Genomic DNA, 12,912 nt, shown 5'->3' with positions numbered 1-12,912 from the left:
CGCCATGCGCGACGGCCCCGCACTGCCCGCCTTTTCGGATCAACCGCTGTACGGCCGTGCGCAACGCCACGGCACAAGGTTTCGACATGACGACGACGTTCCCCCGCCTGATCGTATTCGGCGAAGCGCTGACCGATTTCATCCGCGACGACGCGCAGCACTGGCACAGCATCGCCGGCGGCTCATGCTGGAACGTCGCGCGCGTCGGCGCGCGACTCGGCGTGCCGACGGCCTTCGCCGGCACGGTCAGCCGTGACATCTTCGGCGACGAACTGATGCGCAAGAGTGCCGACGCCGGGCTCGACCTGCGCTTCATCCGGCAGGTCGATCGTGCGCCGCTGCTCGCGATGGTCGTGTCGAAGCAGCCGCCCCACTATTTCTTCATCGGCGAGAACAGCGCCGATCTCGCGTTCGATCCGGCGGACCTGCCCGCCGGTGCGCTCGATGCGGCCGAGATCGTGCACGTCGGCTCGCTCGGCGTCGTGCGCGAGCCGCTCGCGGCGCGCCTGATCGAAGTCGCGCAGGCCGCGCGAACGGCCGGCAAGCGAATCTCGTTCGACCCGAACTTCCGTGCGCCGATGGCCGCGCCGTCGTATCGCGACACGCTGCGCCGGCTGGCCGGGCTCGCCGACTGGATCAAGGTGTCCGACGAGGATTTGCGGGGGCTGTTTCCCGAACTCGATGAAGCCGCCGCGCTCGCGCAACTGCGCACGTGGGCGCCCGACGCAACGATGCTCGTCACGCGCGGCGCATCGGGCATGCAGCTCCTGCATCGCGACACCGTGCTGTTCCAGCCCGCGTTCCCGACCGAGGTGGCCGACACCGTCGGCTGCGGCGACGCGAGCATCGGCGGCTGGCTCGCGAGCCAGCTGGCGCGTCCCGACGCGTCAGCCGCCGAGCATCTGCGCTACGCGGCCGCGTGCGCGGCGGTCGCCTGTGCGCATGCAGGCGCCTATGCGCCGACCGCGGCCGAGGTGAACGACATGATCGATCGCACTACCGACACTGCAGTTTCGCAATAGCACCTACCGGCGCACCGCTCCGTCACGCGGCGGTCGTTCCGCCGCTGCCGCCCGGCGGGGTCCCGGCCTGCAGCAGTTGCAGGCTCTCGTCGACGCTCAGTTCGGACATCGCATCGTCGTGAAGCGTATCGTCGGCCGCGCGGCGCAATGCATGCAGCGTGTGCACCTTGAGCCGCACGAGCGCGAGCCGCAACCCGCGCGCCGCGCATTCGGCCGCAAAGGTGCGCAACGATTCGATCGTCGTGCCGTCGACATCCGGCGTTTCCTCGAGGCTCAGCATCACGGTATGCGTATCCGGCGCAGCCTTCATCAACGCACGCACACGGTTCAACATCCGGTCCGCATTCGCGAAGAACAGCTGCGCCTCGGGCCGCACGATCAGCACGCCCGGCACCGGCTTCGCGTCGGCGTGGCTCGCGACGTCGACGAAATCATGGCTGTCGCGCAGCCTGCCGAGCACGCTGACGTTCGGCTCGGACAACTTGCGCAGCGTCAGCAACAGGCTCACGCCGATGGCCGCGAGCAGCCCGTGCAGCACACCGAGCACGAGCACCGCGAGCAGCGCGGCGATCACGACGAGCCGGTCGCGATGCCAGGCCCAGTACGGCCGGAACACCGACGGATGCAGCGAGTGGCTGACCGCGAAGATCACGATCGCCGCGAGCACGGGCTCCGGCGTGCGCGCGAGCTGCGGCAGCAGCAGCCACACGATCAGCGCGACCACGGCCGCCGCCCACAGGCCCGCGAAGCGCGACTGCGCGCCGGCCGCTTCGTTCGCCGAGGTCGCCGAATACCCGGCGCCGACCGGCATCCCGTGCAGCAGGCCCGACACGAGATTCGCGCAGCCGAGCGCGACGAGGTCGCGGTTCGGCGACACGCTGTCGCCATGCTTCAGTGCGAAGTTGCGGATCGATCCGTACGACTCCGCATACAGGATCAGCATCAGCGCGAACGCAAGCTCGACGGTCTGCATCCATGCGTTGCGGTCGAGGGTCGGCAGGCCGAACTCGATATGCCGGAAGTCGATGTGGCCGACGATCGCAATGCCGTATCGCCGCCAGTCGACCGCATAACCGGCCGCGATCGACAGCACGATCACGACGAGCGTCGCGGGCACCCGCGTGCTCCGTCCGAGTGCGAACAGCAACGCCAGCGCGGTCGCGCCGAGCACGACGCTCGCGAGATTCGCGTGCGGCGCACCGCTGATCAGGTCGAGCGCGACATGCGGCGCATCGCTGTGCTGCACGGAAATCGCGAGAATCTTCGGCAACTGCTTGATGACGATCGTCAGCGCGAGGCCGAACGTGAAGCCGCGCAGCACCGGCCGCGCGACGAAATCCGACATGCCGCCGAGCCGCGCGGCACCCGCCAGGATGAACAGCACGCCCGTCATCGCGACGAGCGCCGCCGCCAGCGCGAGCTGCGCGGCAAGCGCCATTCCCGACTCCGCGAGCACGGTCGCCGCGAGCACGGCAGCCGACGACGACGTCGACGACACGATCGCGAAACGGCTGCTGCCGGTGAGCGCATAGACGACGAGCCCCGACAGCAACGCGATGAGACCGGCCTGCGGCGGCAGGTTGGCCAGCCCCGCGTACGCGACCGCCTCGGGGATCAGCAAGCCCGCGATCGACAGGCCGGCCAGCGCGTCGAGGCCGATGCGCCGCGTCGGCGGCGGCGAGGCCGCGTCGAGCGCGGAGAAATGCTCGGCATGCTGCGGGCCGGCATCGGGGCGGATCGGGGCAGTCGTCATGAGGTGCTCAGGGCCTGACGGCGATGACGCCCGACCAGCCGGGCAGATAGCGTGCATCCTGCTCGTGTGCGCGATGCAGTGCGATATCGAGCGCCTTCGCGAAGTTCTTGCGGATCTGGTCGAGCGACACGTGCTGGCGCAGGTAGTCGGCCCACAGGAATTCGCTGAACGGCGTCGCGTCCTTCGCGTAGCCGCCCGCGGTGCGCAGCTCGCCGGCGAGGCTGCGGTACGGATCGTCCACGAGCCCCGTCAGCACCTTCGGCAGATTCGCGTAGTCGCGGCGCGTGCCGTCCGCGCCGAACGGATGCACCCACTGGTTGTGTTCCATCATCCGCCAGAAGATCGTGTCGTCGAGCCACGACAGATCCTTCAGCAGCATCGCGTTCACGCGCGCCTCGCCTTCCTCGATCAGTGCGAGGCCGAGATGATGATGATCGGTGATGTAGTGCAGCCCGCCCGGGCCGAGCACGGCCGGGAACCAGTGCGATTCGATCGCGGTCTTGCGCGCGCGCTTGCTGAGCCCCTTCCAGTGCTTGCGCTTCGCCTTGACTTCGCGATAGCCGACCGTCATCTGCGTGGGACGCAGTTCTTCCAGCTTGACGGGAATCAGGTGAACATCGGTGCCGAGTGCCATGGTCGTACCCCATGTTGCGAAATTCCGGCAACGATACTCCTGAACGCACGAGCCGTTAATACGTCATGACCTCGATACGCATCCGGTTAACGATCCACGACAACTGCCCGTGTACGCACGCGCCGCGCTACACGCGCAGGTCGTTGCGTTCGAGACGATGTCGAATGTAGGGAATGCCATCGTGCACGACGCTCACCCGGCGCATCCCGAGCTTGCGCGCGACGTTCAACGAGCCGCCGTTGGCCTCCGCGATATCGGCGATCACGCGCGGCAGGCGCACGGTGTCGAAGGCGTGGCGCACGACGGCCGACGCGGCCTCGCTCGCGATGCCGCGCCCCCATGTTGCACGCACCAGCCGCCAGCCGATCTCGACGTCGCGCGCACCATCCGCATAGTCCGGAATCAGCAGGATCCAGCCGATGAACGCATCGGGCGCGGCCTTCTCGAAGATCGACCAGTAGCCGAGGCCCGGCGGATAGTCGCGCGTGATCCGGTGCGTGACGAAGCGCCGATGCTCGACGGGATCGTGCCACGGGCCCGCGATGTGCCGCGTGACCTCGGGATCGCGATCCATCGCGATGCAGGCGTCGAGATCGGCCAGTACGCGCGGACGCAGCCACAGCCGCGCAGTTTCGAGTACGGGCAGCGTGGCGGCGGAAGGTTCAGTCATCTGGACTCCTGATTCGGTGACGATGCTCACCGGACGCATTACAAAACAGATACAAACAGCCTTCCGGAATGATACAGATGCCTGCCGCCGGTTTCGCGCAGCGCCGTTGCCGAATCCGAAACAGTTCATTTCCTAGGGATTATTCCCGATTCGGCGTTATCGCGCCCCACATCGCCAAGCGCCGCGGCCTACACTCGATCCATGCCCCCGCACCGCGCGCAAGCCGGGCCGGCATCCGCATGCACATCGTAAGCGCGCAAGCCAACGAGGAGACTTCGGACATGAGCTGGACCCGCGAACAACGCAACGTGACGATCGCCGCCTACCTGGGCTGGACACTCGATGCGTTCGATTTCTTCCTGATGGTCTTCGTGCTGAAGGACATCGCCGCCGAATTCGGATCGACGATTCCCGCCGTCGCGTTCGCGCTCACGTTGACACTCGCGATGCGTCCGCTAGGCGCGCTGATCTTCGGCCGGCTCGCCGACCGCTTCGGCCGCCGCCCGACGCTGATGGTCAACATCGCGTGCTACTCGCTGCTCGAACTCGCATCGGGTTTCGCGCCGAGCCTGACCGCGCTGCTCGTGCTGCGCGCGCTGTTCGGCGTCGCGATGGGCGGCGAATGGGGTGTCGGCTCCGCGCTGACGATGGAAACCGTGCCGACCCATGCACGCGGCTTCGTGTCGGGGCTGCTGCAGGCCGGCTATCCGAGCGGCTACCTGCTCGCGTCCGTCGTGTTCGGCCTGTTCTACCAGTACATCGGCTGGCGCGGGATGTTCATGGTCGGCGTGCTGCCCGCGCTGCTCGTGCTGTACGTGCGCGCCCACGTGCCCGAATCGCCGGCGTGGAAGCAGATGGAGAAACGCCCGCGCCCGAGCCTCGGGGCCACGCTGCAGCAGAACTGGAAGCTCACGATCTACGCGATCGTGCTGATGACCGCGTTCAACTTCTTCTCGCACGGCACGCAGGATCTCTATCCGACGTTCCTGCGCGAACAGCATCATTTCGATCCGCATACCGTGTCGTGGATCACGATCGTGCTGAACATCGGCGCCATCGTCGGCGGCCTGTCGTTCGGCTCGATCTCGGAGCGGATCGGCCGGCGTCGTGCCATCTTCATCGCTGCGTTGATCGCCCTGCCCGTGCTGCCGCTGTGGGCGTTCTCGAGCGGCCCGGTTGCCCTCGCCGCGGGGGCGTTCCTGATGCAGATCTCGGTGCAGGGTGCGTGGGGCGTGATCCCGGTTCACCTGAACGAGATCTCGCCCGACGAGATCCGCGCGACCTTCCCCGGCGTCGTCTACCAGCTCGGCAACCTGCTCGCGTCGGGCAACGCGACGATGCAGGCCTCGCTCGCCGTTTCGCACAACAACAACTACAGCTTCGCGCTCGCGCTCGTGGCCGGCATCGTCGCCGTCGTGATCGCCGTGCTGATCCTGTTCAGCCGCGAGCGGCGCGGCATCGACATGACGCAATCGGTCAATACGCGTAGCACGGTCGCCTGATCCCGCGCATTGCCGCATTGCACCATCGCGCGTGCCCCGCCCTGTCGAAGGCGCGCGCGATACTTTCCGCATTCGCACATCGAACTAGAGGAATTTGTCCAGATTCCCCGCTTGCCCGCTCCGCTCGCCCTTTTTTATCTTAATAAAAACGACTGTTTGAATCAGATAATCAAATCACCAGTTCGCGGCCGGGCGACCGGCATGGGAGGCGGGACATGGCAGTAAGTCAGGAGGGGCGGCCATCCGCGGGACGGCCGTCCGGGGCACGGTCATCCGGCACTCGGCAGACCGGCGGGACGAAAGCGCGCATCCTCGATGCGGCCGAGGACCTGTTCATCGAGCATGGCTTCGAGGCGATGTCGATGCGCCAGATCACCTCGCGCGCGGCGGTCAACCTCGCCGCGGTCAACTACCACTTCGGCAGCAAGGAAGCGCTGATCCACGCGATGCTGTCGCGCCGGCTCGACCAGCTCAACCAGGAACGCCTCGGTATCCTCGACCGCTTCGATGCGCAACTCGGCACGCACATCACCTGCGAGCACGTGCTCGGCGCGATGTTCATTCCCGCGCTGAAGGCATCGCGCAATCCCGAACGCGGCGGGCCCGGGTTCCTGCGGCTGATCGGCCGCGCGTACACCGATCCGTCGCCGTTCGTGCGCAACTTCCTGACCGCGCACTACGCAAGCGTCGCGGGCCGCTTCTTCGACGCATTCCAGCGCGCGTTGCCGCACCTGCCGCGCACGGAGCTCGGCTGGCGGCTGCACTTCGCGATCGGTGCACTCTCCGGCGCGCTCGCCGGCGCCGAAACGGAAAGCCTGATCGACGAGTTCTCGCAAGGCCGCACGATGAACGACGTGCAGATGATCGCGCGGCTGTCGTCGCTGATCGTCGCCGCGCTGAAAGCGCCGATGCCCGACAGCGCGCAACTGTCGATCTTCGCGGCCGTGCTCGACGATGCAGGCGCAAGCGAGGCGTTCGGGCTGCCGTCGTCGGGCGCAGCCACCGCCGATACGGCGACGCTGCATTCCACGAACTGAGCGCGCGAGGCCACGCGCGGCTTCCTGTTCACGATTTGATTGAAACGCGCGGTCATGCGGAGCGCCGAGGCGCCCCGTCGATCGACCGTGCGGCACGGGGCACGGGCCGGCGCTGAAGCGTCGGCCTTCGCCGAGAGCAAAGACCGGAGACATGTCATGTCATCTTCCGCAGCAACCGCAGCGGCCCAGGTTCCGCCGAACACCGACGGCATCTGGTACGCGTCATATCCGCCCGGCGTCCCGCACGACATCGACGTCACGCAATACGCATCGCTCGTGCAGTTCTTCGACGAATGCACGGGCCGCTTCGCCGAGCGCGTCGCCTATGTGAGCGCGGGCGCATCGATGACCTATCGCACGCTCGCGCAGAAAGTCGACGCGTTCGCGTCGTACCTGCAAAGCCTCGGCGTCAAACCCGGCGACCGCGTCGCGATCATGCTGCCGAACACGTTCCAGTACCCGGTCGCGCTGTTCGGCACGCTGAAAGCCGGTGCGATCGTCGTCAACGTCAATCCGCTCTATACCGCGCGCGAACTCGCGCACCAGCTGAAGGACAGCGGCGCGCAGACGATCGTCGTGTTCGAGAATTTCGCGCGCACGCTGCAGGATGCGCTGCCGGAAACGCAGGTGAAGAACATCGTCGTCACCGCGCTCGGCGACCTCCTCGCCGACGGCTTCAATGCGAAAGGACGCCTGATCAATTTCGTGCTGAAGCACGTGAAGAAGCTCGTGCCGGCCTACCACCTGCCGCAGGCCATCCGGTTGCGCTCCGCCCTCGCGCTCGGTGCGCGAAGCAAGCCGCAGCCCGTGCAGACGACGCGCGACGACCTCGCATTCCTGCAATACACGGGCGGCACGACGGGCGTCGCGAAAGGCGCGATGCTCACGCACGGCAACCTGATCGCGAACCTGCTGCAGGCGAAGGCCTGGATCGCCGACCAGGTATCGGGCGACGTCGAAACCGTGCTCACGCCGCTGCCGCTGTATCACATCTATTCGCTGACGGTGAACGCATTCATCTTCATGGGGCTCGGCGGGCGCAACATCCTGATCGCGAACCCGCGCGACATGACGATGGTGATGAAGATCATCCGCAACGAGACGTTCACCGGGATCACCGGCATCAACACGCTGTACAACGCATTCCTCGACAACGAGGAATTCCGCAAGCGCGATTTCTCGAAGCTGAAGCTCGCGATGGCGGGCGGGATGGCGATGCAGCGTGCGGTCGCGGAACGCTTCCAGCAGGTGACGGGCCGGCCGGTCGTCGAAGGCTACGGCCTGACCGAATGCTCGCCGATCGTCACGATGAACCCCGTCAACCTGAACGACATGGCCGCGTTCAGCGGTTCGATCGGCCTGCCCGCGCCGTCCACCGTCGTGCGCTTTCGCCGTGAGGACGGCACCTGGGCGCCCGTCGGCGAGCCGGGCGAGCTGTGCGTGCGCGGCCCGCAGGTGATGCGCGGCTACTGGCAGCGCCCCGACGAGACGGCCAAGGTGATCGACGCCGACGGCTGGCTCGGCACCGGCGACATCGGTGTGATGGACGAACGCGGCTTCATCCGCCTGATCGACCGCAAGAAGGACATGATCCTCGTGTCGGGCTTCAACGTGTATCCGAACGAGATCGAGGAAGTGCTGGTGATGCATCCGGGCATCAGCGAAGCCGCGGCGATCGGCATTCCGGACGAGGTACAGGGCGAACGGATCAAGGTGTTCGTCGTGCGCCGCGACCCGTCGCTGACGACCGACGATGTGCTCGCGCACTGCCGCAAGAACCTCACGGGCTACAAGATGCCGAAATTCGTCGAGTTCCGCGACGCGCTGCCGCAGACGAACGTCGGCAAGATCCTGCGCCGCGCGCTGCGCGACGAAGAACTCGCCAAAATCAAGGCCGCGAAGCAAGGTTGAACGATCCGTCGCCCAGGGAGACGCCGTCGATGAACGAAGGAAAGAAGCACCACGCGCGGCATGCCGCCGCCGTGGCAGTCGCCTGCCTGCTGTCGCTCGGACAGGCGGCCCTGCATGCCCAGGAAACGGCCGACGCCGCAAGCGCGGCCGCGGGCGCCGCGCTGCCGGCGGACCTCGCGAAAGTCGCGCGCGAGCCGGTCGCGCAGCAGGCGCGCTGGCTGCGCACGGCCGCACAGCGCGGCACGCTCGCGCAACTCGACGACGCGACGCTCACGGCGCTCTTCAAGGCACTCGATCCGCTCGCCGTGCCGCTCTATATCCGTAACGGCCCCAACGGCTATCCGTCGTACCAGTTCACGATGGTGCGTCAGGAGCGCATCAGCGGAAAGTGGTCCGATACGCCCGACCGCATGCTCGTGAAGACCACCCGCGAGCCGCTGCGCGTCTATGCGAAATGGCTGCCGGGCGGTGCGCATGCCGGACAGGAGACCATCTACGACACGACGCAGCGCAAGGACGAGATGTACGGGCACCTCGGCGGCCTGCTCGGCAAGATTCCGCTGTGGACGGCACTCGACGGCGCACTCGCACGCGCGCAGTCGAATCACCAGGTGAAGGATCTCGGTACCGAGTTCATCACGAACCTGTACCTGACCGAAGGGAAGAAATACGTGGAAGCCGGCGTGCAGCGGCCGACCGATGTGGAAGCCAGGACGATCGGCGGCGTGCGCGTGGTCGCGCTCACCTACGAAACACCGACCGGCCGGCCGCAGTTCTATGCGAAGAAGGAAGTCCTCGGGCTCGATCTGCACGCGCCCTATTTCCGGACCGTCGAGTCCTATGACAACGACGGCAAGATCTTCGAGCGGATCGTCATCGAGAAAATCGCGCCGGCGACGCTCGACGACACCGCATTCGACCCGAAAAACCCCGACTACGCGTTCTGATGCGCGCCGGCGGGGCTGGCCTCGGGCTCAATCGTCATCGTCGCCGCCGTGGTGCCGGTGCCAATGCTTGTAATAGTGCTTGCGCCACTTGCGATAGCGATCGTCGTCCTCGTCGCCGTAGTAGCCGTATCCATAGCCCGGATAGGCGACCACGGCCGGCTGCGGCGCCACATAGACCGGCGCCGGCTCGACATAGACCGGCGCGACCGGTACGCCGATGCCGACCGACAGGTCGACATGCCCCGCCATCGCACTGCCGGAAGCCAGCAACGCCACGACCCCGACCCACCCCGCCCATCGTCTCTTGTCCATGTTCTCAATCCCTGATATACCGGCCCGCCCGGCTCGCGCAGCCAATGTACGCGTCGGGCGGGAACCAAGGTGATACGGCGCTGCGAGAGTCGTAACGCGGCGTAACGAAATGGCATTGACCGTTCGGCCGAATCGCGAAAATGCGCTGGAACGTCTATAGTGGGTTACGGTTCGACACAATCACGACTGCGCGTTTCCCGATTGAACAGGGTAGAATCCCGCCAAACACCTTGTGGACGCACACGCCACACACACGCACAACATATTCTCTGACGCAGGCTCCTGCCGCACCTCAATGGCCAATCCCGCAGAATCCCATCCGCAAAACGACTTCATCAATTCGGCGCGCAAGGAACGTAAGCGTGTTGAAATCTATCTCGTCAACGGCATTCGTCTGACGGGGTGTATCGAGTCGTTCGACCAGTACCTGGTGATGCTGCGCACCCCCGTGGGTCTGCAAGGCATCTACAAGCGCGCGATTTCCACGATCCAACTCGACACGGGCGGCTCGCGCCCGGGCGGCAGCGGCGGCCCCCGCGGGCCGCGCACCGGCGGGCGCCCGGGCGGCCGTGAAGGCGGCGGTCACAGCCCGTACGGCTCGCACGGCGGCCCGCGCGAATCGCGCGGCGACGGCGGCGGCTACGGCTCCCGCGAACCGCGTGAAGGCTATGGCTCGCGCGAACCGCGCGAGGGTTACGGCTCGCGTGAGCCGCGTGAGGGCTACGGCGCCCCGCGCGAACCCCGTGAACCGCGCGAAAGCTACGGCGCACCGCGCGATGCCGGCGACGCATCCGGCAACGCTTCGCCGCCGGATTCCCGCGGCGGCAACGGTCCGGTGATCGTGACGCGCCGCCGGCGAATCGTGCCGGACGGCCAGTAAAACAAAAGGGCAAGCCAACCGGCTTGCCCTTTTTACTTGTGCGGCCGGCGCGGCATGTCGCCGCACCGCTGCCGGGTTCAGCGTGCCGTCGTCGGCAAACCGGCGTCGGCCTCCCGCTGCAACGAACGCACCTGCTGCTGCAACGCCCGCAGTTGCGACTGAAGCTCGGCCTGCTGCGCCTGCAATGCGGCCGTCTCGTTACGTACGCTCTTCTGACGATCCGCGACTGCCGCCTGCTGCTGGCGTGCGATCGAGATATCCGCCTGCAGACGCCGCGCGCGATCCTGCGTGACTTCGATCTGCTTGTCCATCTGCGCCTTCTGCGATTCCAGCTTCGCTGCTCGCAGTTCGTTTACGGCCAGCCGCTCCGCCTGGTGCGAGAAATCGCGGTAGATCGCTTCCGCACGCGATTCGTCGTAAGTCTTGATCACGCGCCAGAACGCCTTCTGCTGGAACAGCGCGACGAAATACGCGCCGTCCTTTACGTTGAACAGCAGGCTCGCACCGTAGCTGCCGTTGTAGCTCGTGCGCATTTCCGTCAGCGAGTGCGCCTGGATCTGGCGCTGCAGGTCGTCGACCGTGCTCGGCCCCGTCGACTCACCTGCCTGCGGCTGCACCGACGTCTGGACCTGCGGATCGACCACCGGAATCGCGGCCACCGGCGCCGACGCCTGCTGTACTGCCGGCGACCCGCTGTCCGCCAGGCTCTGCGCATAAGCGCCCTGCATGCCTCCCACCACGGCGAGCAACACGCACGCCTTTCCCAACCCCGTCATATGGCTCATGAAGTTCTATTCCCGCCCGTGTCGTTGTAATTCAGCGCGATTTTATCTCATTAATTACTCACTTTCGCGGGTCTCGGGCTCCTCGTCAAAGATCTGATATTTGCGCATTTTTTCCCACAATACCTTGCGGCTGATACCGAGCTGCTGCGCCGTATCCTGACGCCGCCAGCCGTTGGCGTCGAGCGCCGCAATCACGCGGTTGCGCTCGTTCATGTCCCACTTGCTGCGATCGACGAAGACCTCGGCCGCGCTCTCCACCGGTACCGGCTGCGCCGAACTGCGCGCGTGCGCGATCAACCGCTGCAACCGCGCGGCATCCCACCCGCCCGTCTGCCGCACCGTCACACCGACGCGCTCGGCGAGGTTGCGCAGTTCGCGCACGTTGCCGGGGAAATAGCTGTCTGCGACAGAGTCCGTCAGCCAGTACGGCAGATCGGACAACTGGGCGAGCCGTGCCTCGCCGACGACCTGTGCGACGAACGACTTGAACAGCGCGATCTTGTCGACGGCGCCGCGCTCTTCCAGCGACGGAATGCTCAGCTCGATCACCGCGAGCCGGTAGTAGAGATCGGCGCGGAACAGGCCATCCTTCACGAGTTGCGGCAGCTTCTTGTTGCTCGCCGCGACCAGGCGGAAATCGACCTTGACCGGCGACGTTGCGCCGACGCGCAGCACCGCGCCGTCCTCGAGCACGCGCAGCAGCTTGACCTGCTGGTACAGCGGCAGATCGCCGACTTCGTCGAGGAACAGCGTGCCGCCGGCCGCCTGTTCGAAATAGCCTTTATGCGCAACAACCGCGCCCGTGAACGATCCTTTCGCGTGACCGAAGAACAGCGATTCGAACAGGCCGTCGGGAATCGCACCGCAGTTCACCGGCACGAATTCACCGTGCCGGTAGCGCGAATGCTTTTCGTGCAGCAGTTGCGCGATGCGCTCCTTGCCGACGCCGGTTTCTCCGTGCAGCAGCACGTTGGTGTCACAGTCGGCGAATGTATCGACTTCGTGCAGGAGTGCCTGCATCGATTCCGAGTGCGCGACGAGCTCGGTCGGATGCGACGTTTCGGCCGTATGCGCCCGCAGCTGTGTGACGAGCTTGCCGATCATGCCGCGCAGCTCGGCGCACGTGAAATCGAGCGGCAGGATGTGCGAATACTCGGGCGGATACTGCGACGCGTCGTGATCGCGCGCCGCGCCGACCCAGACGACCGGCATGCCGATGTTGGCCTGCCAGTCGCGCAGGAACGCTGCGCCGATTTCGATCATCGTCACGCTGATGATCGCCAGTGACGGCCGCAATGCGGCGCGCTCGGGCGAGATCTCCGCGTTGTCGGCGCGGATCACTTCGACGTCGAAGCTCGCCATGCACCGGGCGACGCGGTCGACAATGTCCGCCTTGCCTTCCCAGACGTACAGGTCGAGCTCTTCGATTGCGGGCGTGGTTCTCATCGGATGGTCTTGC

General features: G+C 66.3%; 12 protein-coding genes. 6 read left to right on the top strand and 6 right to left on the bottom strand.

Going from position 1 to position 12,912, the window contains the following annotated elements; translation table 11 throughout:
* The first annotated feature begins 86 nt into the window (after window positions 1-86).
* Window positions 87-1,022, top strand: a complete 936-nt coding sequence (locus E9536_RS19835) for a carbohydrate kinase (RefSeq protein ID WP_136470432.1) — start codon at window positions 87-89, stop codon at window positions 1,020-1,022.
* A 22-nt stretch (window positions 1,023-1,044) separates the two neighbouring features.
* Here E9536_RS19835 and E9536_RS19830 read toward each other — a convergent pair whose 3' ends face one another.
* The 3 genes from E9536_RS19830 to E9536_RS19820 all read right to left on the bottom strand — a co-directional run bounded on the left by E9536_RS19830 (window position 1,045) and on the right by E9536_RS19820 (window position 4,079).
* Entirely contained in the window at window positions 1,045-2,775 is a 1,731-nt protein-coding gene (locus E9536_RS19830; RefSeq protein WP_136470431.1) for a SulP family inorganic anion transporter, read from the bottom strand.
* A 7-nt stretch (window positions 2,776-2,782) separates the two neighbouring features.
* A complete protein-coding gene (locus E9536_RS19825; RefSeq protein ID WP_027787652.1) occupies window positions 2,783-3,409 on the bottom strand; it encodes a ParB-like protein in 627 nt (208 codons plus the stop codon).
* 127 nt (window positions 3,410-3,536) lie between these two features.
* On the bottom strand, window positions 3,537-4,079 hold the full coding sequence (locus E9536_RS19820) for a GNAT family N-acetyltransferase (protein ID WP_027787653.1): 543 nt from the start codon (window positions 4,077-4,079) through the stop codon (window positions 3,537-3,539).
* 281 nt (window positions 4,080-4,360) lie between these two features.
* Between E9536_RS19820 and E9536_RS19815 the strand changes: the two genes are divergently transcribed.
* The 4 genes from E9536_RS19815 (at window position 4,361) to E9536_RS19800 (ending at window position 9,476) form a co-directional block, all read left to right on the top strand.
* The gene (locus tag E9536_RS19815) at window positions 4,361-5,581 is read left to right on the top strand and encodes an MFS transporter (protein WP_027787654.1); all 1,221 of its coding nucleotides are present in this window, start codon (window positions 4,361-4,363) and stop codon (window positions 5,579-5,581) included.
* A gap of 215 nt (window positions 5,582-5,796) precedes the next feature.
* Window positions 5,797-6,618, top strand: coding sequence for a TetR/AcrR family transcriptional regulator (locus tag E9536_RS19810; protein WP_027787655.1), 822 nt, complete (start codon window positions 5,797-5,799; stop codon window positions 6,616-6,618).
* 156 nt (window positions 6,619-6,774) lie between these two features.
* A complete protein-coding gene (locus E9536_RS19805; RefSeq protein ID WP_136470430.1) occupies window positions 6,775-8,529 on the top strand; it encodes an AMP-binding protein in 1,755 nt (584 codons plus the stop codon).
* Between the two features lie 29 nt (window positions 8,530-8,558).
* A complete protein-coding gene (locus tag E9536_RS19800) occupies window positions 8,559-9,476 on the top strand; it encodes a DUF1571 domain-containing protein (RefSeq protein WP_136470429.1) in 918 nt (305 codons plus the stop codon).
* Window positions 9,477-9,503: 27 nt separating this feature from the next.
* On the opposite strand, the gene E9536_RS19795 is transcribed toward E9536_RS19800, so the two are convergent.
* Window positions 9,504-9,788, bottom strand: a complete 285-nt coding sequence (locus E9536_RS19795) for a PXPV repeat protein (RefSeq protein WP_060172084.1) — start codon at window positions 9,786-9,788, stop codon at window positions 9,504-9,506.
* Window positions 9,789-10,083: 295 nt separating this feature from the next.
* Here E9536_RS19795 and hfq point away from each other — a divergent pair, with 295 nt between their 5' ends.
* A complete protein-coding gene (hfq, locus tag E9536_RS19790) occupies window positions 10,084-10,668 on the top strand; it encodes an RNA chaperone Hfq (protein WP_136470549.1) in 585 nt (194 codons plus the stop codon).
* 77 nt (window positions 10,669-10,745) lie between these two features.
* Here hfq and E9536_RS19785 read toward each other — a convergent pair whose 3' ends face one another.
* Both E9536_RS19785 and E9536_RS19780 read right to left on the bottom strand, forming a co-directional pair.
* Entirely contained in the window at window positions 10,746-11,453 is a 708-nt protein-coding gene (locus E9536_RS19785; RefSeq protein WP_027787660.1) for a DUF2968 domain-containing protein, read from the bottom strand.
* Window positions 11,454-11,507: 54 nt separating this feature from the next.
* Window positions 11,508-12,899 carry a sigma-54 dependent transcriptional regulator gene (locus E9536_RS19780; protein WP_091921408.1) on the bottom strand — a complete coding sequence of 464 codons (1,392 nt, stop codon included), beginning with the start codon at window positions 12,897-12,899 and terminating at the stop codon, window positions 11,508-11,510.
* Between the last annotated feature and the right edge of the window lie 13 nt (window positions 12,900-12,912).

It is taken from the genome of Burkholderia sp. LS-044 (assembly GCF_004803625.1).
GTDB lineage: Bacteria > Pseudomonadota > Gammaproteobacteria > Burkholderiales > Burkholderiaceae > Burkholderia > Burkholderia cepacia.
This window is presented reverse-complemented; position numbering and strand designations above follow the sequence as displayed.

Coding starts and splice junctions, on each gene's coding strand:
- E9536_RS19835 (WP_136470432.1), top strand. CDS start 87: ATGACGACGACGTTCCCCCGCCTGATCGTATTCGGCGAAGCGCTGACC.
- E9536_RS19830 (WP_136470431.1), bottom strand. CDS start 2,775: ATGACGACTGCCCCGATCCGCCCCGATGCCGGCCCGCAGCATGCCGAG.
- E9536_RS19825 (WP_027787652.1), bottom strand. CDS start 3,409: ATGGCACTCGGCACCGATGTTCACCTGATTCCCGTCAAGCTGGAAGAA.
- E9536_RS19820 (WP_027787653.1), bottom strand. CDS start 4,079: ATGACTGAACCTTCCGCCGCCACGCTGCCCGTACTCGAAACTGCGCGG.
- E9536_RS19815 (WP_027787654.1), top strand. CDS start 4,361: ATGAGCTGGACCCGCGAACAACGCAACGTGACGATCGCCGCCTACCTG.
- E9536_RS19810 (WP_027787655.1), top strand. CDS start 5,797: ATGGCAGTAAGTCAGGAGGGGCGGCCATCCGCGGGACGGCCGTCCGGG.
- E9536_RS19805 (WP_136470430.1), top strand. CDS start 6,775: ATGTCATCTTCCGCAGCAACCGCAGCGGCCCAGGTTCCGCCGAACACC.
- E9536_RS19800 (WP_136470429.1), top strand. CDS start 8,559: ATGAACGAAGGAAAGAAGCACCACGCGCGGCATGCCGCCGCCGTGGCA.
- E9536_RS19795 (WP_060172084.1), bottom strand. CDS start 9,788: ATGGACAAGAGACGATGGGCGGGGTGGGTCGGGGTCGTGGCGTTGCTG.
- hfq (WP_136470549.1), top strand. CDS start 10,084: ATGGCCAATCCCGCAGAATCCCATCCGCAAAACGACTTCATCAATTCG.
- E9536_RS19785 (WP_027787660.1), bottom strand. CDS start 11,453: ATGAGCCATATGACGGGGTTGGGAAAGGCGTGCGTGTTGCTCGCCGTG.
- E9536_RS19780 (WP_091921408.1), bottom strand. CDS start 12,899: ATGAGAACCACGCCCGCAATCGAAGAGCTCGACCTGTACGTCTGGGAA.